Source organism: Corynebacterium aurimucosum (genome assembly GCF_030408555.1).
GTDB classification, from domain to species: Bacteria; Actinomycetota; Actinomycetes; order Mycobacteriales; family Mycobacteriaceae; genus Corynebacterium; species Corynebacterium aurimucosum.
Map to the genome: position 1 here is coordinate 773,743 of NZ_CP047048.1, position 20,389 is coordinate 794,131.

A 20,389-nucleotide genomic window follows, 5' to 3' on the forward strand; every position below is an offset into this window, starting at 1 on the left:
TCATCTAGGGAGGTTGGCGCTTCGTGCCCAAGCACTTAGGCAAACGCATTACGTCGCGTTTCTTGTCGCAGGTAGAGCTGACCTCGCAGCCTGACCATGCGCTGCTTGACGTCATCACGATTCCGCGTACCGCGAGCACCAGCCCGTGGAAGCAACTGGCGCGCCGAGTTATCTGGGCTATGGGGCTGATGGTCTTTGTCACCATCATCGTCTTTTTCGACGGTGATGGCTACAGCGAAGACCTGTCCTTCCTCGATGCCGCCTACTATTCAGCGGTGTCGTTGACCACTGTGGGCTATGGCGATATCGTTCCCGTCACCCCCACCGCGCGCTTCATCAACCTCATTATCGTTACCCCGGCCCGCCTGCTCTTCCTTGTTTTGTTGGTCGGTGCTACCTTGTCGGTTCTGACGGATCGAGCCCGCCGCACCTTTGAAATCCAGAATTGGAGAAAGCAATTGCGTAACCACACCGTTGTCATCGGCTATGGCACTAAGGGCGCTGGTGCGGTCGCCGCCCTCATCGCCGATGACGTTCCCGCCTCCCAAATCGTGGTTGTTGACAACAACCGCGCGGCCCTAGCCAGCGCCGAGCACCACGGCCTCGTCACCATTTACGGCTCCGGAACCAAGCAAGACGTGCTGCGCATCGCCGGCGCGCAGCACGCCTCGTCGGTGGTGGTGACTCCGTCCACGGACGATACCGCGGTGCTGTGTACCTTGTCCGTGCGCGAGCTCAACCCCAAGGCCAAGGTGGTCGCTTCCGTGCGTGAATCCGAGAACCGCCACCTACTCCTCCAATCCGGTGCCGATTCGGTGGTCACCTCCGCAGAGACCGCCGGACGTCTCCTGGGCCTAGCCACCGTGACACCGACGGTGGTGGAGATGATGGAGGACCTCCTCTCGCCGAACGAGGGCTTTTCCGTGGCCGAGCGTGCGGTGCGCGAATTCGAAGTGGGCTCCAATCCACGTCACCTCGCCGACATTGTTCTGGCGGTTCTGCGCAACAACGAGCTACACCGTGTCGATACGGCAGACGCGTATGCACTCAAGCCTGGTGACCGCCTGCTCTATATCAAGCATGAGATGCAGCAGGCTGCGGAAGATACCGATGAAGACGAGGATGAAGGCAACTAATGTTCCTGCCCGTCACCGAGACTGGCCTTGTCCCGGTATCGCCACAAGGCCAGCCGGTCTTTCTGGCTAAGCCGGCGGGGGAGATCGTGGTTGCGGCCGGAGATATTCACGCTTTCCTGGTGGAGTCCAAGGCCGCCGAGCGGCTCGGTACACTGCGCGATGCCACCTTCTTTAACGGTCAGCGCGACATTCTCAAAGCCCTGCATCTGATCCGTAACCGTCGGGAAGCGCGCTTTGATCCACGCACTGGGCGGGAGTTGTCCTACCCTGCGCCCGGGGCCGTGGGACACGATGGCGAACGCCTCGTCTTTCCCCGCTTGGATCCCGCCGTCATCGGCATCATTCACCACGCGGAGTCGGACCGTATCCTGCTGGCTCGCAACCGTCACCGTCCAGGATTCTTTTCACTCATCGCCGGCTATGTCGATCCCGGCGAGACCCTTGAAGAAGCGATGATCCGCGAGGCACTTGAGGAAACCGGTCGTCGCGTTGAGTCAGTTTCCTATTGGGGCTCGCAGCCCTGGCCTCCTAGTGGCTCCTTGATGGTGGGCTTTTCCGCGGTCACGGAGGATGTCCAGCCCGTGTGCGATACTGACGAAGAGCTCGCAGAAGTGCGGTGGGTGTCCCGCGCTGAGCTGCCAGAACTGACCATTGCCCGCAAGGGTTCAATTGCACACACGATGATTATGGAGTGGTTCCACGGTGATGAGACCGGATCTGTCCCTGCTCGATGAAGACCAGCGAGCCGCAGCCACGGCGCCGCGCGGCCCAGTCTGCATCCTGGCGGGTGCCGGAACGGGTAAGACCCGCACGATTACTTATCGCATCGCTCACATGGTGGACCAGGGTTTCGTCAACCCGCAGCGCGTTCTGGCCGTCACCTTCACCTCTCGCGCCGCGAGTGAAATGCGCGAGCGGCTCAACCAGATGGGCGTTGGGGGAGTACAAGCCCAAACCTTTCACGCCGCAGCGCGCCGCCAGTTGAAGTACTTTTGGCCGCAGGTTGCTGGGGATCTGCCCTGGCAGCTCATAGACAACAAGTTCAGCCTGGTCGGCCGCGCGGTCCGCTCGCTTGGCCTGGACAACAACAAGGACACGATTCGTGATTTCCTGGGGGAAATCGAATGGGCAAAGTCTTCACTGATTAGCCCCGAGGGCTATCCCGGTGTCATCGAATCCACGGACCGCGAGGCGCCGGGGGATCCGGCCAAGGTGGCGGAGGTCTTCCGCCGCTATGAGGACATGAAGGCCACCCCGGATCTCATGTACCTCGATTTTGATGACTTGCTCATGCACATCGCCGGCGCCATCGAGAACGTGCCTGCGGTGGCGGAGGTCTTCCGTGAGCAGTACCGAACCTTTGTGGTGGACGAGTATCAAGACGTCACCCCCTTGCAGCAGCGAGTACTGGAGGCCTGGTTGGGGGAGCGCGATGACCTGACGGTCGTGGGCGATGCCAACCAGACCATCTATTCCTTCAACGGTGCTTCCCCGGAGTATCTGCTGAATTTTTCCCGCACCTACCCGCAGGCCACCGTGGTCAAGCTGCAGCGAGACTACCGCTCCACCCCGCAAGTGACGGACCTGGCTAACGAGGTCATCTCGAAGGCCACGGGCCGCGCGGCGGGGACCCGCCTGGAGTTGCAGGGCATGCGCGAGCCTGGACCCGAGCCCACGTTTAAGGCCTATGAGTCTGAGGAGATTGAGGCCAAGGAGGTCGCGGGCCAGGTTCTGACCCTGCTGAACCAGGGAGTGAAGGCTTCCGAAATCGCAATTCTTTACCGCATCAACGCGCAATCAGAGCAGTTTGAGCAGGCGCTTGCTGACGCTGGAGTGGTTTACCAAGTCCGCGGTGGCGAAGGCTTCTTCCGCCGCCCAGAGATTTTAGAGGCCATCCGCGTGCTCATCGCTGCCACGCGCCGCGATGATTTGCCGAATGATCCGGTGGCTGTGGCACGTGCGGCCTTCGTGGAGCTGGGGCTGTCCGCCACGGAACCGCAGGGTGCGCAGGCCCGCGAGCGCTGGCAGTCGCTCACGGCCTTGGTGGACCTCATCGCGCAGATCGTGGAGGACCACGAGGGGATAGACCTGCCTGGTGTATTGGGTGAGCTGCACCGCCGCTCCGAAAACAAGCACAACCCCACGATGGAGGGCGTGACCCTCGCTACCATTCACGCTGCCAAGGGCCTGGAGTGGGATGCGGTGTTCCTTGTGGGGCTCACCGAAAAACTCCTGCCCATTAACCACGCCATCAAGGCCGGCGATGAACACGTGGAAGAGGAGCGCCGGCTGTTTTATGTCGGCATTACCCGTGCCCGCGAGCACCTAGCCTTGTCGTGGGCGCTGGCTAAGACCACTGGGTCGCGGGCCTCACGTGAGCGAACCCGCTTCCTGGACGGCGTGGTCCCGGGAATCGAGGAAAGCCAGTCCTCGAACCGTCGCTATCGCCCGCGCCGTTGCCGAGTGTGCTCGGGGCAGCTCAGCAGCCCGGCAGAGAAGGTCCTCGGCCGCCATGAGTGGTGCGAGTATGAGGGTGATGAGGATGTCTTCAACGCGCTGCGCGCGTGGCGGGCGTCTGTGGCGAAGGACTCTCAGGTTCCTGCCTACGTCGTCTTTTCTGATGCCACCCTGCAAGCGATTTCGGAGGCTCTTCCAGCCAACGAGGCGGAGCTGCTGGATATCTCCGGGGTGGGCCCCTCCAAGCTGGAGCGCTATGGCGCGGAGGTTCTGCAGATCATTGCTTCTTCCCGCGGCTAAGAGGAACTAAGAAGCAGCGCAGTACGTGCAGCGAGGATGTTCCATGAGAAGCCTCCGTTGTTCTAGGCCGTAGAGGTCTATCTCCGTGAGTTCGCCGGCGAGCGGCTTGCCACCGGGCGCTCCTGGCGGGGCCGGCCTTCCCAAGAGCCGGCGAATAGTCACCACTGCATGCATCACTATCGCAGTGCGCACGATGGGGTCGCCCGGCGCTTCCACTGTCGCGGCGCGGTGGGCCACCTCGTGCCATAGCTCGTCTGATTCGATGCGGTGCAGATGCGCGCACAGCGGGCAGGGGCCAGCCCCGTCGATGCGAACTGGTCCGATGATGCCGCGGGCATCGATCATAGATACCGGCAACCAGGTGGCTGGGGTATTGCGCAGGGCCTGTGCCCATTCCGTGGCGCCATCCAGCATGTCGACAGCCACGATAGGCAGGTGCCCGGCCACGTTTGCGATGTACTCGGCTGGGGTTTCGCTGTGGAGAGGAGAGCGTGGTTGGAAGGAATCACCAAGCAGGACGTCGCGCAGCTCATTGGCCAGGGCGGAGGTCCCGAGCACAGCCACACGCTGCGGCCGGGGCGCCGGCCACAAAACTCGGTAGCTAATCAGATCCTCCACTAAGCTGCGGGCAGCTGAGGGGCTCATGCCCGTATTCTCAATGGACTTTTCAATAGTTTGTCGGGTCAGCGGCGTGCGCAGCCTGTTGAGCAAGCCCGCCAGCTGCGGGTGGGCTTCAAACACGCCGACGCGCGTGGCATCCATCCCGCACTGGAGCATTCCAGGTTCGCGCTTAAGAATCGTGGTTTCCGGCGCCAGCATGTACGTCTGTGCACTCAAGACTGTCCTCCCCGTTGTGCCCCACCCCAGGTGTGTGTAGATACCATTGCACCACAGGTAGAATGCCCTGTCATGTCGAGCAATCCCGAGGTACGTGTCATCCGTTCGGCACGGCGCCGTCGCACCGTCCAAGCCCGCGTGGTCGACGGCGTTGTGGAGGTGCGCATCCCCGCGTGGATGTCAGCGGCGGAAGAGCGCGAAGCGGTGGATGGCATCGTGGCGAAGGTGCGCAAAAAGCACACCTCTTCGCAGCTTTCCGACGATTCCCTGGCCGACCGCGCCCGCACACTGAATGCCCGCTTTTTGGAGGGCCGCGCCACGGTGGGTTCCATCCGGTGGGTGAGTAACCAAAAATCCCGCTGGGGTAGCTGCACTACCTCAACGGGCGATATTCGGATTTCTGACCGGCTGCAGGACGTCCCCGACTATGTGCTCGATGCGGTCATCATCCACGAGTTAACGCACACCTTCATCCCGGGTCATGGTCCGGACTTCTGGGAGTGGGCTGACCGCGCGCCCAAAGCCGAGCGCGCGAAAGGATACCTCGAGGCTTACCAGCGTTTCCGCTAGTTCTCTTCGCCTGGCTTGTCCTCTTTATTGTCGTCGCCGTCGGCGTCTGTGTCCTCGCCAGCGCTGTCGCCGGTGTTATCGCTGGTATCGCCCCCGGCATCCTGCTGGCGGAGCATCTCCTCCAGCTTGGAGAACTCCGCTTCAAAGCCCTCATCAGGGGTGTCATCGAGCAAACCGTCGATGAAGGACGCAGGGTTCTCCAGGTGCTCGGCCGTGGGCAGAAGATCCGGGTGGTCCCAGGCGGAGTCACGTTTGTCGGCGCCCACCGCGACGGTGGCGCGGCGCCAGAGTTCAGCGGCGGCCTCCACCTTCGGGGCATTGAGCTCGATGCCGACGACCTGGGAGAAGGCCTTCTCTGCGGAGCCGCCAGTGGAGCGGCGGTGCGCCCACGCCTCGGTCATTGCCTTCGTAGACGGGATGCGCTCTCCCAGGGCCTCGGTCACCACGTGTTCAACCCAGCCCTCAACGAGTGCTAAGAGGGTTTCCAGACGAGAAGCCGCGACTGCGTTGCGGGAGGTGATCCGCGGGGATAAGTCCATGCCCTGTAGCTTGCTCATCGCGTCCTGGATGGCCTCAGGGTCACCGGATTCCAGGTTGAGCTCGCGGGTAGCCTCCTCGATATGGGAGGTATCGATAACCAAGCCCATGGCGTATTCCTCAACGGAGGAGACGAGGCGCTCGACCAACCACGGCACATGCTTGAACAGGCGCTGGCGGGCGGCTTCACGGGCGCCGATGTAGACGAGCACTTCCTGGCCCGGAACGTTGAGATCGCGCGCAATGGCCTGGATATTGTGCGGCAGGAGTGCAGTGGTGCCTGCGGGGGAGACAGGCAAGCCGAAGTCAGAACCGGTCAATGCCTGCGCAGCCAGATCACCCAGCGCGTGGCCCAGCTTCATGCCGAAGTTCATGCCGGACATCGAGTTCATCATCGAGGTCATCGGGCCCATCATCTCGCGGGCTTCCTCCGGCAGGGATTCCAGCTGCGCGGAGTTCATGTGCTCCGCAACCGGGGTGACCATGCGCTGCCACATCGGCAGCGTCTCATCCAGCCACTGCGCGGAATTCCACGCGGTGACGGTGCCGGATGCGGTGGGCAGGATCGTGGCATCATCTAGCCACAGTTCCGCTAGCCTCACGGCTTCCTGCACGGCGGTGCGGTCTTGCTCGCTGACCTCTTTGTCGCGGGAGATTTGCTGGTGCGCGATGCGCTTGGCCAAGTCATAGTTGACCGGGCCGGAACCCTCCGGGGAGTTCATGGAGGAACCCATGCCGGAGAGCATCTGGCCGAACTGATTCAACAGGTCTCCTAGGCCACCGTTGCCTGCGCTGAAGCCGAAGGCGCCGAACGGGTTCTGGTCGCGACGATCGTTGTCATCGTCATCGTCGTTATTGGGGAAGGAAAAACCGAATCCGTTGCTCATGGACCCCAATCTACTAGGTTTCCTAGCGCGGATTCTAGGACCACGGCAACGCTGAGAGCGAACAAGCTCCACAAGGCTGTAGGCTGATCCTCCGTGAAAACTCCGCAGAACCCCCGAACCCGCCGCTTGTCCACTTTGACGTGGGGAGCCATCCCGGTGGTGCTGACGGGAGCCCTGCTCAGCATCGACCACATTCCCGGCACCGATATCACCTTGTCGGTGCCTTATGCCGCCGAGGGGCCAGGTCCTACCGTGGATACCCTGGGCGAGGTGGATGGGGAACCCGTCGTCAACGTCGAAGCTCCGGACACGTTCCAGCCGGAGGGGCAGCTCAACATGACGACGGTCTCCGTGCGCACCAACATGACGCTGGCCCAGGCCCTGGGGCGGTGGTTGTTTACGGATGACACCATCGTCCCCATCGAAAATGTCATCCCGCAGGGCAAGACAGATAAGGAAGTCCAGGAGGCCAATCAGCAGGCCTTTACCCAGTCCGAGTCGGCGGCCACGGTCGCCGCCATGGACTATCTGGACAAACCGGTGAGAATCGAGGTGGCACAAGTACTCGATGACGGCCCCGCAGCAGGCGCGCTTGACGACGCCGACATTATCACCACCGTCAACGGTGACAAGGTCACGGAGCCTGGCCAAGTGCAAGAGAAGATTCGCGCTCTTCAGCCTGGCGATGAGGTGGAGCTAGGCATTGTTCGCAAGGGCAAGGAAAAGACTGTCGGGGTCGCCCTCGGCTCCCACCCCGAGCAGGAGGACGTGGCCCTGCTAGGCATCCTTATGACCTCGGTTCCCACCGAGGACATCACGGTGGATTACAACCTGCAGGACGTCGGCGGCCCCTCGGCCGGCATGATGTTTACCTTGGCGGTGATTGACAAGCTCTCTAGCGAAGATCTCACCGGCGGCCGGTTTGTCGCCGGCACCGGCACTATAGGTGAGGACGGCGAGGTCGGCCCCATCGGCGGTATCGTCCACAAGGTTCACGCGGCTCAGGAAGCGGGCGCTGAGCTTTTCCTCGCCCCAGCCGACAACTGCGCGGAGGCAGTCAGCCGCGATACCGGAGACATGGTGGTGGCTAAGGTCCACACGCTGGATGATGCCATCGAGGCCATGCAGGATTTTGCGGAGGGCAGGCCCGTCGAGACCTGTGAAGGCTAGCCCGCTAAACCAGGCCTAGCTCCTTGAGGCGCTCTTCCGGATCGTCCTGGTCCGTGGAGATCATCTGCTGCATGATAAGGCCCTCATCGTTGTCAACGACGGTGAGGATGGCCGTGTTGCCCAGCATGGACCAGCCCACGACGCGGTTGCCGCTGTCCTCGATGACGCGGGAGCTGCGCAGCTCGGTGAGCACCTGGGTGGTTTGGGAAGCCTTGGTCTTGGACTTGAAGAACTGGAACTGGCCTACCTCCGAGCCAGAGCAGTTGAAAGAATCCGTCACGCCATTGGGATCGCAGCGGTCGAATTGCGCGAAGATCCCCTCCGGTACGAGCCCGCCGAAGATCTCATAAGCTTGCTCCACGGAAGCATTAAACGCCCCGCTGGGCTCCGCGGACTCGCTGGCGTCCTTGTCTTTGTCCATTCGCTCCTCGGAGCTGCCGCGGGAGGTTGCGCCTGACGCGCCCGAGGCTTCTTCAGATTCGGAGGCGGCAGGAGAAGTGGTCTCGGATTCCTCGGCGGACGTCGCCGGGGCCGGCGCGCTGGTCTTCTCCGCAGCGGCGGTGGTTGTTTCGCTCGCAGGCGCTGGGTCAGGGGAGGGGGCATCGTCCTTCCCACATGCGGAGAGCAGGCAGCCGGTGGCAAGCACGGCCGAAGCTGCGGCGGTGAAGCGGGATGTCAAGCGCACGAGAGACTCCTCTATCAATTGCGTGCCCAGCCCCGAGAGCTGAGCGTTAATGGCCACTGCAGTCTGAGTTTAGTCGATTAGAGCATTTCCTCCGGATCTTGCTCCAACCCGTAGCGCAGCGCAGCGATGACCCCCGGTGCCACATTCGGTCCGCCACGCAATTGGATATCGTCTTCTGCGAAGGGGCCGGCCTCCGCTAGTTCCTCCTCGGTCGGACGCAATTGCAGCAGGGTGAGCTCCGCGCCATCGTTGTCGACACTCTCTGCATCGGCTGTGGAGCTTCCGTCCAGGGCGGTAGCCCGCAGGACTCCGGAGAAGAGGCGGGCGGGGCGGGCGTCGCCAAGCGCGGCGTCTGAGGTGTCCTTAAACATGATCTCCTGGGCTAGGATGACGCCGGCGATCTCCCGCGGCCATGCTAGCCGCGAGACGTAGTCCGCGAGGTGCTCCGATCCCGGTTCGATGCCTTCCGGCAACTCTTGCACCACGAGGGTGAGGGGAGAGGAGTCATCGACGTCCCCAAGCTGGGCGGCCACCAGCTCAGTAGGGACGAGAGCAAAAAGGGTAGGAGGCGCATCCCAGCCTTCGGCGTGGATGAAATCCACGGCCTCGCGCATCGCCTTGTTGAGCGCGCGGTGTACAGCGGGCTGGGAGGAAGGTTGGGAACTCATAAGCGTCCTTGTTCGTTGACGGTCATAGTGCTTCTCTAGACTAGAAGCTTGATACCTCTATATTCGCACGACACTTGATTGGAGCTGGAGTTGGCTTCCGGACTCAACCGACCCGCCGCCCCGATGAAACGTCCGCCCAAATTTCTCTCGTGGGTTGTCGCCATCATCGCGGTCCTCTTGTTCATTGGCCCCATGTTGGTGGGCTTCTACACGGATTGGAAGTGGTTCGGCGCGATTGAGTACCGTGGGGTCTTCACCAAGACCCTGGTGACGCGCATCGTCCTCTTCATCCTCTTCGGCCTCGTAGCAGCGGCTGTTACGTACGTTGCGGGCCTGATTGTGTGGCGGGGGCGCGGTGACTCGATGGACATGGCGGACTTCAATTCCCCCGTTTATCAGTACCGCAAGTCCATTGAGAGCACGATGAGTGTCTTCCTCAAGGTCATCCCGGTGCTCGTCGGCGTCGTTTCCGGCCTGTTGGGGCAAGCCAACTGGCGGACCGTCATGCTCTTCCTCAATTCTCATGACTTTGGGGTGGCCGACCCGCAGTTCAACCACGACCTTGGCTTCTACGCCTTCCGTTTGCCGGTGTGGTCAATGCTGGTCAGCGCTGCTTCCATGCTGGTCGCAGTGTGCTTCCTCATCGCACTTGTGGGGCACTACATTCTTGGCGGCATTCGCTTGGGCAATCGCGCCGCAGGCGTGCGTGGTTCGCTGTCGAAAGCAGCGCGCACGCAGCTCGCCGTCACCGGTGGCATTTGGATGCTGCTCCAGGTGGCTGGCTACTGGCTGGGGCGCTACGAGTTGCTGTACAACCAGCACTCGCTGTTTACGGGTGGTTCCTACACGGACATCAATGCCTACCTGCCGGCAAAGATCATCCTCATGATCATCGGCGTGTTCGTGGCCGTGGCGATCTTTTCTGCAGTGGTCATTAAGGACCTGCGCATCCCCGGCCTTGCTGTGGTGCTCATGGTGCTGTCCTCCTTGGTCATTGGCCAAGGCTGGCCGCTCATCATGGAACGCTTCTCCGTGAACCCGAACCGCCAGGCTAAAGAGGCGGAGTCCATCTCCCGCAACATCGAGTCCACTCGCTTTGCCTATGGCCTCACAGACGACAAGGTGACCTACGAGGAGAACTGGGGCGCGGAGGACGTCGCCGATGACAAGGTTGCCTCGGATGACTCCACCATCTCCAACCTGCGCCTGCTGGACCCGGACATTCTGGCGCCGACGTTTACTCAGATGCAGCAGCTGAAGAACTTCTACGGCTTCCCAGAGACGCTGGCGATGGATCGCTATGAAATCGATGGCGAACTCCGTGACTTCGTGGTCGCAGCCCGCGAGCTGGACCCGAACGAGCTGCAGGAGAACCAGCAGAACTGGATTAACCGTCACACCGTGTATACCCACGGCAATGGTTTCATTGCGGCGCAGGCCAACACAGTCGATGAGGTAGCTCGTGATGCCGGTTCGGCCCGTGGTGGTTTCCCCATCTTCACGGTGGCGGACCTGCAGACCCAGGCGGGCAAGGACGCCGAGGGTGAGGGCGAAACCCAGAATGCTGAAGAATCCCTCGGTATCAAGGTGGACCAGCCGCGAACCTACTTCGGCCCGGTGATCGCTAGCGCCCAGGATGGGATGGACTACGCCATCGTGGGCAAGACGGGTGATGAGTCCGTCGAATACGACACCGATACCTCCACCTACACCTATGACGGCAAGGGTGGCGTCGACATCGGCAACATTGTTGACCGCACTGCCTTTGCGCTGAAGTACCAGGAACTCAACTTCCTGCTCTCGGACCGCGTGGGGCCGGAGTCCAAGCTGCTCTATGACCGCGACCCGCGCGAGCGCGTGGAGAAGGTTGCTCCCTGGCTGACGACGGATTCCTCCACCTACCCGGCGGTCATCGATGGCCGCATCAAGTGGATTGTCGATGGCTACACCACCTTGGATTCCCTGCCGTATTCGCAGCGCACCTCCCTGACGGAGACCACCCAGGACGCACAGAACCCGACGGGCACGACGCAGCGCTTGGTTAACGACCAGGTGGGCTATATCCGTAACTCGGTGAAGGCGACTGTCGACGCTTACGATGGCACCGTCGACCTCTATGAGTTCGACACCGAAGACCCCGTGCTTAAGGCCTGGGAGGGTGTCTTCCCGGGCGTCGTCAAGCCCGAGTCGGAGATCTCCGACGAGCTTCGTCAGCACATGCGTTACCCGGAGGACATGTTCAAGGTGCAGCGCAACCTGCTGGCCAAGTACCACGTAGATGACCCGGGCGTCTTCTTCAACAACGACGCGTTCTGGTCCGTGCCGGAGGATCCGACCGCTGGTGAATCCCAGGGGCTGAACCAGCCGCCGTACTACGTGCTGGCTTCCGACCCGGAGACCAACAAGCCGAGCTTCCAACTCATCACCTCCTACCGCGGTCTGAACCGTCAGTTCCTCTCTGCACACATGGCGGTGTCTTCTGATCCGGAGACCTACGGTGATATCACCGTGCGCGTGCTGCCGACGAATACCCAGACCCAAGGCCCCAAGCAGGCGCAGGACGCCATGATGTCTTCTGATCAGGTGGCTCGTGACCGCACACTGTGGCAGGGCTCGAATGACCTGAAGAACGGTAACCTGCTGGCCCTGCCGGTGGGTGGGGGAGAGATCCTCTACTTGGAGCCGATCTACTCGCAGCGCAAGGGCCAGGAGTCTGCGTTCCCGAAGCTGTTGCGCGTGCTGGTGTCCTACAAGGGGCGCGTGGGCTATGCGCCGACGATTGGTGAGGCCCTAGAGCAGGTCGGCATCGACCCGAAGGCCGCCCAGGACATCACCGAAATTGAGGGTGACTCCGGTAAGCAGACGGAGAAGGATGACGAGGAGGCCAATGCCGCCGATAAGAAGGACGAAGAGAAGGACTCTGAGTCTTCCGCACCGGCATCCGCTCCGAAGGCATCTGACGAGGGTGAGGCTATCGACGCCATCAACAAGGCTCTCGATGGTGTAGACAAGGCCAAGAACGGCTCCTTTGAGGAGTATGGCAAGGCCCTGGACGAGCTCGATAAGGCAGTGGAGGACTACCGCTCCCTGCAGTCTCAGTAAGTCCGGATAGGTGCCGGCGAAAACTCGGCGCCTCACCTATGAAATGGCGCCTGCCCAGGGGATTTGGGTAGGCGCCAAGGTGTCTGTATAGTTACATCCGTCGCTAGCACACGGGACAGTGTGCAGAGCGCTTGATGTTTGGAAGTACATCTCGACGCGGGGTGGAGCAGCTCGGTAGCTCGCTGGGCTCATAACCCAGAGGTCGTAGGTTCGAATCCTGCCCCCGCTACCAACTTCCAAGCCCCTACCAGGAGAAACACTGGTAGGGGCTTTAGTTATTTCTCTTAAGGCGCACGTCCTGGGACTCAAATCGGGACTTTAGCGATGGCATTTTGTCACTTAAGCCGGTTTGGAAGTGATGGGGTTAAGTGACAATTTTCGATTTTGTGACCTTGGATGACTGTGTCGTTTTGAGGAGTCGTCTGCACGGATTTCAGAAGTCCTCTGTACTATCGCCATCCACTCCGGAGAGGCCGCGGACGTTCGTCCACTTCATCTGGAACGCGATTCGACAGAGCGCATTCAATACGATGGTCTTTTTCTCCCTGCGAAGGATGGGGGCAGTTTAGGGTGCCAGGGTGTTGACCAGATCGAGGAATTCCTCAGCGTAGGCAATTTGCTTGCGTAGCTTTTCGTAGCGGGTGCGCGTCTCCTCACGAATGTCGGCAAGGGTGGCCTTGGCATTACTCCGTGCCTGCTGTGCGGTATCACTTTCCTGCCCGCCATCTGAACTATGAAGAATCTCCGCAGCTTCCAGGAATTCCCGCATCTGATCCAGAGTAAACCCCAGCGGTTTCATCCGTCGCACCAGCAAAACACGACGTACATCAGCCTCACTATAAAGCCTGAACCCACCAGGGCTACGCCCCGATGGGGTAATCAGGCCGACGTTGTCATAATAACGCAAGGTGGGAATCGACAACCCCGTCTGGTCAACGACCTCGCCGATCTTGAAATTACTGTTTTGCATTGCCTGTTCTCCTTCACGGTGATGTTGCCCACGGGTTCCTGTGCCTGGGTTGGCGGTTGAGTAAAACTCCCGCTACCATGACCACCATCACCAAACCTAAAGTTACTAGAGGGTTGGATTCCTTTCGGGCGTTCGCCCAGTTACCTATCCCCTCAAAGATTGGACATCTATGACTGAAACTAGCACGGCGGCCCCCCGCCCCCTCCTGAGTCCAGACGGCGCTGATGCCCCTACCGGGATCATCGCATCCTTCCGTTACGCATTTTCTTCCCCCGCCCGTATCCGTATAGAGATTCTGGCCGGACTGGCGGTATCCCTGGCACTGATCCCTGAGGCCATTGCCTTTTCCATCCTTGCCGGTGTTGACCCAGCCATGGGTCTGTTTTCCTCGGTAGTCATGGCCATTGCGATCGCCTTTACCGGTGGCCGCCCGGCAATGATCACCGGCGCCACCGGGGCTATTGCCCTAGTCATTGCTCCTGTGGCGCGTGGTTACGGGATGGATTATTTCATCGCCACCGTCCTGTTGGGCGGTGTCCTACAAATCGTGCTCGGCGCCCTCGGTGTGGCGAAACTTCAGCGTTTTATCCCCCGATCGGTGATGCTGGGTTTCGTCAATGCACTGGGCATTATGATTTTCACCGCCCAACTCGAACACCTCATTGATGTGCCTTGGATAGTCTACCCACTCGTCGGCTTGGGTGTGGTGATCATGATTTTCTTCCCCAAGCTCACCAGTGTGATCCCCGCCCCGCTGGTCACGATTATCGTGCTCACCGGTTTGGTCATTGCCGCCGGTTTGACTGTCCCGACGGTCTCGGACATGGGCAAGATGCCGGAGACCTTACCGTCCCTGTTTATTCCGAACGTGCCGTGGACGTTGGAGACCCTGCAGATCATCGCGCCTTATGCCCTGGCCATGGCCGTGGTCGGTCTCATGGAATCGTTGATGACCGCCAAGCTCGTCGATGACATCACCGACACTCATTCCGATAAAACTCGTGAATCCTGGGGACAGGGGGTGGCTAATATTGCCTCCGGTCTCTTCGGCGGCATGGGTGGCTGCGCGATGATCGGTCAAACCATGATCAACGTCCGCGAATCCGGGGCACGTACCCGCCTATCCACCCTGTTAGCCGGTGTGTTCCTGCTGGTCCTGGTCCTGGCACTGGGCGACATCGTTGGCATGATCCCGATGGCTGCGCTGGTGGCAATCATGATCATGGTCTCGGTCGGCACCATCGACTGGCACTCGGTGCATCCACGCACCCTTAAACTCATGCCGGTCTCTGAGACCATTGTTATGGCCGTGACGATTATTGCCACCCTAGCCACCAGCAACCTGGCCATTGGTGTGGTGTTGGGTGTGGTCACCGCGATGATCATGTTCGCCCGTCGGATGGCACATATCGCTTCCATTGAAAAGGTCTCCGAGATCGACGGCGACGGCGATGGCGAGATTGATACTCGTACCTACCGGGTGCATGGCCAGTTGTTTTGGGCATCAAGCAATGACCTGGTTTATCGCTTTGATTACACCGATTCTGCCCGTCATATCACTATTGATCTCACTGAGGCGGAGATCTGGGATGCCTCCACGGTCGCGACCTTTGACGCGATTACGCAGAAGTTCCAGGACAGAGGCAAAACCGTGTCCATTATCGGGCTCGACGGTCCCAGTCAGGACCGGCTGAACCGCCTGTCTGGCCGGCTTGGCACCGGCCACTAACATCCCCCGACTCGAGCACATCGACTTGGCGCCCCAACTTATAACCGGGGCGCCAGTTTATTGGTGCTGTTGCAAAGTTGGGGCATAGGAAGAGCATAAAAGAAGCGTAGCGGTTAACCGCTACGCTGTGTTGTGGGGATTTTTACTTTTTACGGTGCACGTGTTCTAGTTAGTGGTTCGTTTCTTTCCTCGGGTGATTGCGACGGTATTCCTCGACTAAGTGAGCAATACCCGGCGCGGCCTGGGACAACATCCAGGTCATAAGCGCTATAAGAACCCCTATGACGATAAGTGTTAACGCCAACCAGCCCAGTGTTGGGCCGATGCCGTTGGCCTCCTGGACGTGACCCCACAAGGCAGACACGCCGTCGGGTATGCCGAGCATACTTAGCAGCCCGTTCCCCAAGGCTCCGACAGCAACGAGTGCGATAGCAACGAAGAGAACACTGGCTGCAATCCACGAGGCAGACATGCAGGCCTTAATAAAGTTCGTGTTCGACTTTTCCATGTCGTCGTTGTACTTTTTGCGCTCTGCACGTATCTTCTCCAGCAGCTTTTCGTTGGACTCCTTCTCCTGGAGCAGGGCGCTGCGAGCCTTCTTAGATGCTTCTGCTGCCTTGTGCAGGCTTTCGGACTCTTTCGACATTGCCTCAGATACAGCTACTTCTACCAGCGGTTCCAGGCTCGAAGTCATCTGAGCGTTCAGGCTCTGGGCTACTGCTTGGCTGGAATCCTTGTCGAGATGGATGGGGCTTTCGGCTGCTTTGAGTACCAGCTGTTGCATCCTTGTCAGACGCGACATCTGCTCGCTTATCTCGATTAGGTACCCTTTTACCCCCTCCAGGCCGTTGGGCAGATCCTCGATGTTCCTTATCAGCCCGGTGATCATCTGCTGCACTTCCATCATCGTTACTTGGAAGTGACTGCTGCTCACGTAGTTCTTGTTTGCGGCGAGATTGCTTTTTACGTTCCTTAATTCGCTTTCCGCTTGCGTCAACCTCGTCGAGAAGTCGCTGGGCAGAGAACTGAGAATGTCCCCTGTATTCTCCGGCAGACTCTTCAGTTTCTCCTGCAGCGTCTTGATAGCCTTCTCCGCCTTGTCCAGGCGTGGGCTGAGAACCTTCAAGACGCTGTCCATCTTGCCTTTCGCCGCTGCTTGGGCTAGCTTCGTCATCTCGGTCACTGACACCATGATTGAATACCTCCTGGTTGTTATAGTTTTCTTCCTCCTCGTCATCGAGAAGGCTGGAGCCGTATTTCGCCTCCAGGTCGTCATCGGTTGAATTGGCTTGAAGTGCTGCAAGCTGCCGCGCAAGAAGGGCTGATTGGGCCTCGTTAACGCGTTCGGTCACACCCTCTAGCGAGTAGCTGCGGCCCAATTTTGAGCCAGCTTTAGCTGCTTTACGCTTTCGAGTACGTCCGGCCTTCGTGGTGTTCGTGAAGTAGGCATCCTCGCCGTCGTCGTCGACCAGGGCCACGGTTAGCGACTCACCCTCGGTTTTTGAGTTGGGCTGCACTTTTAGAGACAGGTTGTATTTGCCAGCAATCTCTACTGCCTTCGCCAGTGGGTCGTCAGCATCTGCCACCTGTTTATCCGCGCACAGCTCATCCATGCGCTTGCGGGCAAAATCAGCCCACGTGGCTGCGGTCAGCTCATCCACGCCCAGGCCCGTCGAGTCTGTGGACTTGCCCTCCTTGCGTGCCCTGCGCTCAGCAGGAAGCAGCGATATTTCCGGCTCTCGCTCCAGGACACGCATCCCCAAATCGCGCATCAGCTCGTCGTTGATATTGCGCAGCTTGTACCAGTTGCGCATATCCCGAGGTGCAGCCTTCTTTGTCTGCGTATCGTGGTTGGCAAAGACGATATGGTTGTGGACACAGCCGCTTTTACTGTCGGTGTGCGTAGCCACGGTAAACGGAACTCCCGTGCCCTGCGTCAGCCGCATCGCCAGCTCTGAGCCAGCCGCATTAGCCCGAGCTACATCGGCCGGGTTATCCTTATCCAGCTCGTCTTTAGCCCACGATTGGATATAAATAATTGCTTCGTCAGTGCGCTGAGCCGGAGCATATCGCTCCATTTCTTCCACACTGGCTTCCATGAAGTCCACACCCGACCAACGGCCAGCCGTAGCCTCCGGAGAAAACGATTCAGCGTTAGGTTGAACCGTGCATAAAGCATCGGCTCGCACCTCACCCTTGCGGGCATTGTCTGCCGTCGCAAAACATGACAACGTGGTCGCGCTGGCACTACTACAAGCGGGGACGGGACTTCGCATCTCAGAGGCGCTGGCGGCGACGAGACAATCTGTAAAAGTCGCTAATGGGCAAATCGCGATCAGCATTACATCTGATCAATCCAAAACGCACAGAGGCCGTTCTATCCCGTTCCTGGACAAGCGTGTCGAAAAGTTTTGGTTAAACCGGCTCGACGGACTAGGAACGACCGACCCACTGATCCCTTCGCCAGGAGACAAGCAGGCGCACTGGCGCACCGACAACGCCGTGAAAGCGTCAGCGGCTCTGTTTAAAGATGTCGGCGCGCAGGTCCAGGACGACCACATCGCTTTAATGAGATCCCATGACTGGCGCACGGTGCTCAATAACCGGGCCATCGCGCGAGGGGTGCCCGCCCAGGTGCGTGCAGCCTACTTCGGGCATGACGTCGACGTGAACGCGCGCAACTACACGGATTGGACTGATGTCGACGCTATGCGGGGAGCCTTGAATCTCGGTGAAGAAAGTGGGACTCAAAACGGGACTTAAGAGTCGGTAATCCGCGGTAAGGCGCAGTAAGGCCCAGTATGCTTATACCTCTCTAATCAGCAGGTAAAAGGGTAATAACTGCAGGTGGCTCGAACTTGAGGGTGAGAACCCAGAGGTCGTCGGTTCGAATCCGGCCCCCGCTACCAACTTCCGGAACCCCACCAGTCAACATGGCTGGTGGGGCTTCTTCGTTTTCGACTAGCGCCCAGATTTGCGGGCTTAAGGGACATTTCGTGTGGATTTGCGGCGTGTCGCACTAAGGGACATTTCGTGTGGATTTAGGAGCGTCCGGCCCAGCCTTTTCTTATGCCTAAGCTGGGGTTCCATTCGCTGTCGATGTGGATGTCGTATGTGGCTGGTCGCCCGTCTGGGTGGCCGCGTCGTGTGAGTTCTTCTCTTGCCCAGGCTGCGCGTGCTGCTTTTTCTCCTTGGCGTCCGAAGTCTTGTTGCTTGGCTAACTCCAGTGGCGCTACAGGGTCTTCGGTGTGGGTGTAGAGCCACCAGTCCATGGTGATGCGCTGATGCTCATCGAACATGCCACGATGGTTTCCGGCTAAGTCTTTGAGTTGTTTGTTGATGCCGCCTTCCAGCAGGTTCGTGGTGGCTTTTAAGTCTTGCGTGACACCTTCAGGCGGGTCAAGGAAGGTAAATAATTGTCCGGCGTGGATGAGCTTTTCTAGCCGTTTTAGAGCCCTGCGGGCGTTGCGGTGGGTGTACCACCATTTCTGGTTGGGGCTGACCCATTTCGGTACTTGGCCTGCCGGTATAGCACTGCGGTAGGTTCGCTCTTTAAGCCAATCAGCAAAGGTAATGCGGGTGTGGTGGACTGCAGCTGTAAACCGCGCAGCATCTTCACGGTTGCGTACTTGGACAAGCATGTAGCCCAGTTTCCGGATTGCTTTATGCGCTGGGTGAATCGGGTTGCGGCTGATATCAGCAAAAGTGTTGCGCTGGACGTGAACTAGGCAGCGCTGAATGGCAACGTCGGGCCATTTAGTGCGCAGTGCCTTGAGCGCTCCGCCTGCCCCGTCGGTGGTGACGATGAGTGGTTGCGCGATTTTGTCGAGCAGTTTCAGGTACTCGTATGAGCTTTCACGCAGGCACCAATGCCAGGCGATGACGTGTGTATTGGTGCAGGCTACCAACAGGCATTTCTTGTGAAAGTAGGTGCCGTCGATAAAGACCTGATCGTAAACACGATAGGGGTCAGAAGAAGTGGGCACGGTGATAAACCACAGCAGCTTAAACCACCGGGTCAAAGTCCGCCTTGTTACCCCAAGGCGCTTGGCTAAATGGTCTGCAGATTCGCCGGAGAGAATCCAGTCAATAAAGATTTTGAAATGCCGAATCTCGCTGGCGTGTGCGCGGGTATTAATCGATGAAACGTTGCATTTAGGACATAGCCAGCGTTGGGTTCCTGCCGCGGTCTTGCCGTTCTTAACCAGTCCATGGCCGCACACGTCACACGACGGCCGATTCCTATTAGCCATAGGAATTGGCCTTACCGCACCAGCAGCAGTCCTCCTATCACAGACCTAGGACTATCCAGTGTTGATTTCACAGATCGGGCCGTTGGAACCGATCCAAAATCAAGATCACCGCATTATCCCAGGCTGCCCCAGGAATCCGTATCGGTTTATCCACACGAAATGTCCCTTAAGCCGATTTGCGTCTAGGAATCCTGTGGCAAGAGCTAAGTGGATAGAGTGGGGCACGTATAAATCGCAAGGTAATGGAGGATTGTCATGTCCGCTTCGGCTCTACGAGTATTGCTCCTTGGGTTTGGCGCAATCGGGCGTCAATTGGTGTCGCTCTTTGACCCATCGGAATTCGAAGTCAGTGCATTTGTTCGTGATGCTGCCCCGCACCGAGAACGCGGTGCCTTGGGAGTATCCCTTTACGATGACAACCTGCCCGAGCTCATCGAAGCTCACGACATCGTGGTTGAATGCGCGGGTGTTGCGGCGGCGAAAGAACACGGACCGGCGGTGATTACACGTGGCAAGGATCTGGTGTTGACTTCAGTAGGCGCTTTGGCCGATCCTGATGCGCGCCAAACACTGTTATCTGGGCCTGGAAAAGTGCATGTCACCTCTGGTGCGATCGGTGGATTCGATTTGTGGGCAGCGCTTGCAGAGTCGAATGCCGTGGACACCGTAAAGATTCGAACGACCAAGAAAGCCGAAGCTCTCATTCAAGGCTGGATGAATGATGAAGAGCGAGCGCAACTAGAAAACGCAACAGAACCGTTTCTACTTTTCAGCGGCAGGCCTAGTGATGCGATTGCTAAATTCCCTGGCAACGTCAATGTTTCCGTCGCCCTTGCCTGGGCGACTCGCGGCAGAGGCTCCAGCGATGACGAGTTGCTTGCGCGTTCACTTGAGCGCGTATCGGTTGAGCTCATTGCTTCTCCGAATCTGGCTGATACGCACCATCACATCGAGGTAACGGGCTCTGCCGGTGCGTTCTCTCTGGTGAGCGAATCTGCTCCTAGTCCCGTGAACCCCAAAACCTCCGCGATTACGGCGTTGTCGGTTGCACACACTTTAAGACACGCGATGGCTCCGCTTCAGTAGCG

General features: G+C 59.3%; 17 protein-coding genes and 1 tRNA gene. 10 read left to right on the forward strand and 8 right to left on the reverse strand.

Annotated features, from left to right (window positions below; translation table 11 throughout):
- Positions 1-23 precede the first annotated feature (23 nt).
- From CAURIM_RS03650 to CAURIM_RS03660, 3 genes are read left to right on the forward strand one after another with little or no spacing between them, the layout of a single operon-like run.
- On the forward strand, positions 24-1,136 hold the full coding sequence (locus tag CAURIM_RS03650; RefSeq protein ID WP_070446120.1) for a potassium channel family protein: 1,113 nt from the start codon (positions 24-26) through the stop codon (positions 1,134-1,136).
- The gene (locus CAURIM_RS03655) at positions 1,136-1,870 is read left to right on the forward strand and encodes an NAD(+) diphosphatase (protein WP_010189149.1); all 735 of its coding nucleotides are present in this window, start codon (positions 1,136-1,138) and stop codon (positions 1,868-1,870) included. Before CAURIM_RS03650 ends, CAURIM_RS03655 begins: the two co-directional genes overlap by 1 nt.
- Complete coding sequence (locus CAURIM_RS03660; RefSeq protein WP_201829624.1) at positions 1,842-3,893, forward strand: ATP-dependent DNA helicase UvrD2; 2,052 nt, start codon at positions 1,842-1,844, stop codon at positions 3,891-3,893. The genes CAURIM_RS03655 and CAURIM_RS03660 overlap by 29 nt, the downstream gene beginning before the upstream one ends.
- Positions 3,894-3,899: 6 nt before the next feature.
- On the opposite strand, the gene CAURIM_RS03665 is transcribed toward CAURIM_RS03660, so the two are convergent.
- Positions 3,900-4,730, reverse strand: a complete 831-nt coding sequence (locus CAURIM_RS03665; protein ID WP_201828575.1) for a hypothetical protein — start codon at positions 4,728-4,730, stop codon at positions 3,900-3,902.
- Positions 4,731-4,802: 72 nt separating this feature from the next.
- Here CAURIM_RS03665 and CAURIM_RS03670 point away from each other — a divergent pair, with 72 nt between their 5' ends.
- Positions 4,803-5,300, forward strand: a complete 498-nt coding sequence (locus tag CAURIM_RS03670) for a M48 metallopeptidase family protein (protein WP_201828574.1) — start codon at positions 4,803-4,805, stop codon at positions 5,298-5,300.
- Here CAURIM_RS03670 and CAURIM_RS03675 read toward each other — a convergent pair.
- Positions 5,297-6,724, reverse strand: coding sequence for a zinc-dependent metalloprotease (locus CAURIM_RS03675; protein WP_201828573.1), 1,428 nt, complete (start codon positions 6,722-6,724; stop codon positions 5,297-5,299). The two genes, CAURIM_RS03670 and CAURIM_RS03675, sit on opposite strands and share 4 nt — an antisense overlap.
- A gap of 93 nt (positions 6,725-6,817) precedes the next feature.
- Here CAURIM_RS03675 and CAURIM_RS03680 point away from each other — a divergent pair, with 93 nt between their 5' ends.
- Positions 6,818-7,894, forward strand: coding sequence for a YlbL family protein (locus CAURIM_RS03680; protein WP_201828572.1), 1,077 nt, complete (start codon positions 6,818-6,820; stop codon positions 7,892-7,894).
- Between the two features lie 4 nt (positions 7,895-7,898).
- Here the strand turns inward: CAURIM_RS03680 and CAURIM_RS03685 are convergent, their stop codons facing one another.
- Positions 7,899-8,579, reverse strand: coding sequence for a beta-N-acetylglucosaminidase (locus CAURIM_RS03685; RefSeq protein WP_201828571.1), 681 nt, complete (start codon positions 8,577-8,579; stop codon positions 7,899-7,901).
- 77 nt (positions 8,580-8,656) lie between these two features.
- Entirely contained in the window at positions 8,657-9,247 is a 591-nt protein-coding gene (locus tag CAURIM_RS03690) for a PPA1309 family protein (RefSeq protein WP_070446104.1), read from the reverse strand.
- Positions 9,248-9,370: 123 nt separating this feature from the next.
- Between CAURIM_RS03690 and CAURIM_RS03695 the strand changes: the two genes are divergently transcribed.
- Positions 9,371-12,349 (forward strand): UPF0182 family protein, encoded by a 2,979-nt coding sequence (locus CAURIM_RS03695; RefSeq protein WP_070644453.1) that lies wholly within the window; start codon positions 9,371-9,373, stop codon positions 12,347-12,349.
- Between the two features lie 155 nt (positions 12,350-12,504).
- Positions 12,505-12,581, forward strand: a tRNA-Met gene (locus tag CAURIM_RS03700).
- 333 nt (positions 12,582-12,914) lie between these two features.
- Here the strand turns inward: CAURIM_RS03700 and CAURIM_RS03705 are convergent.
- Positions 12,915-13,319: a MerR family transcriptional regulator gene (locus CAURIM_RS03705; RefSeq protein ID WP_034664654.1), complete on the reverse strand. Its 405-nt coding sequence runs from the start codon at positions 13,317-13,319 to the stop codon at positions 12,915-12,917.
- A 169-nt stretch (positions 13,320-13,488) separates the two neighbouring features.
- Here CAURIM_RS03705 and CAURIM_RS03710 point away from each other — a divergent pair, with 169 nt between their 5' ends.
- Positions 13,489-15,048 (forward strand): SulP family inorganic anion transporter, encoded by a 1,560-nt coding sequence (locus CAURIM_RS03710; protein ID WP_070443139.1) that lies wholly within the window; start codon positions 13,489-13,491, stop codon positions 15,046-15,048.
- Positions 15,049-15,217: 169 nt separating this feature from the next.
- On the opposite strand, the gene CAURIM_RS03715 is transcribed toward CAURIM_RS03710, so the two are convergent.
- A complete protein-coding gene (locus tag CAURIM_RS03715) occupies positions 15,218-15,694 on the reverse strand; it encodes a hypothetical protein (protein ID WP_012359769.1) in 477 nt (158 codons plus the stop codon).
- 4 nt (positions 15,695-15,698) lie between these two features.
- Positions 15,699-17,237: a relaxase/mobilization nuclease domain-containing protein gene (locus tag CAURIM_RS03720; protein ID WP_201828570.1), complete on the reverse strand. Its 1,539-nt coding sequence runs from the start codon at positions 17,235-17,237 to the stop codon at positions 15,699-15,701.
- 16 nt (positions 17,238-17,253) lie between these two features.
- On the opposite strand from CAURIM_RS03720, the gene CAURIM_RS03725 reads away from it, so the two are divergent.
- Positions 17,254-17,811, forward strand: a complete 558-nt coding sequence (locus tag CAURIM_RS03725; protein ID WP_236659310.1) for a tyrosine-type recombinase/integrase — start codon at positions 17,254-17,256, stop codon at positions 17,809-17,811.
- Positions 17,812-18,089: 278 nt separating this feature from the next.
- Here CAURIM_RS03725 and CAURIM_RS03730 read toward each other — a convergent pair whose 3' ends face one another.
- Positions 18,090-19,301 (reverse strand): IS1249 family transposase, encoded by a 1,212-nt coding sequence (locus tag CAURIM_RS03730; RefSeq protein ID WP_201828073.1) that lies wholly within the window; start codon positions 19,299-19,301, stop codon positions 18,090-18,092.
- Positions 19,302-19,556: 255 nt separating this feature from the next.
- On the opposite strand from CAURIM_RS03730, the gene CAURIM_RS03735 reads away from it, so the two are divergent.
- Positions 19,557-20,387 carry an aspartate dehydrogenase domain-containing protein gene (locus CAURIM_RS03735; protein WP_201828569.1) on the forward strand — a complete coding sequence of 277 codons (831 nt, stop codon included), beginning with the start codon at positions 19,557-19,559 and terminating at the stop codon, positions 20,385-20,387.
- The last annotated feature ends 2 nt before the right edge of the window (positions 20,388-20,389 follow it).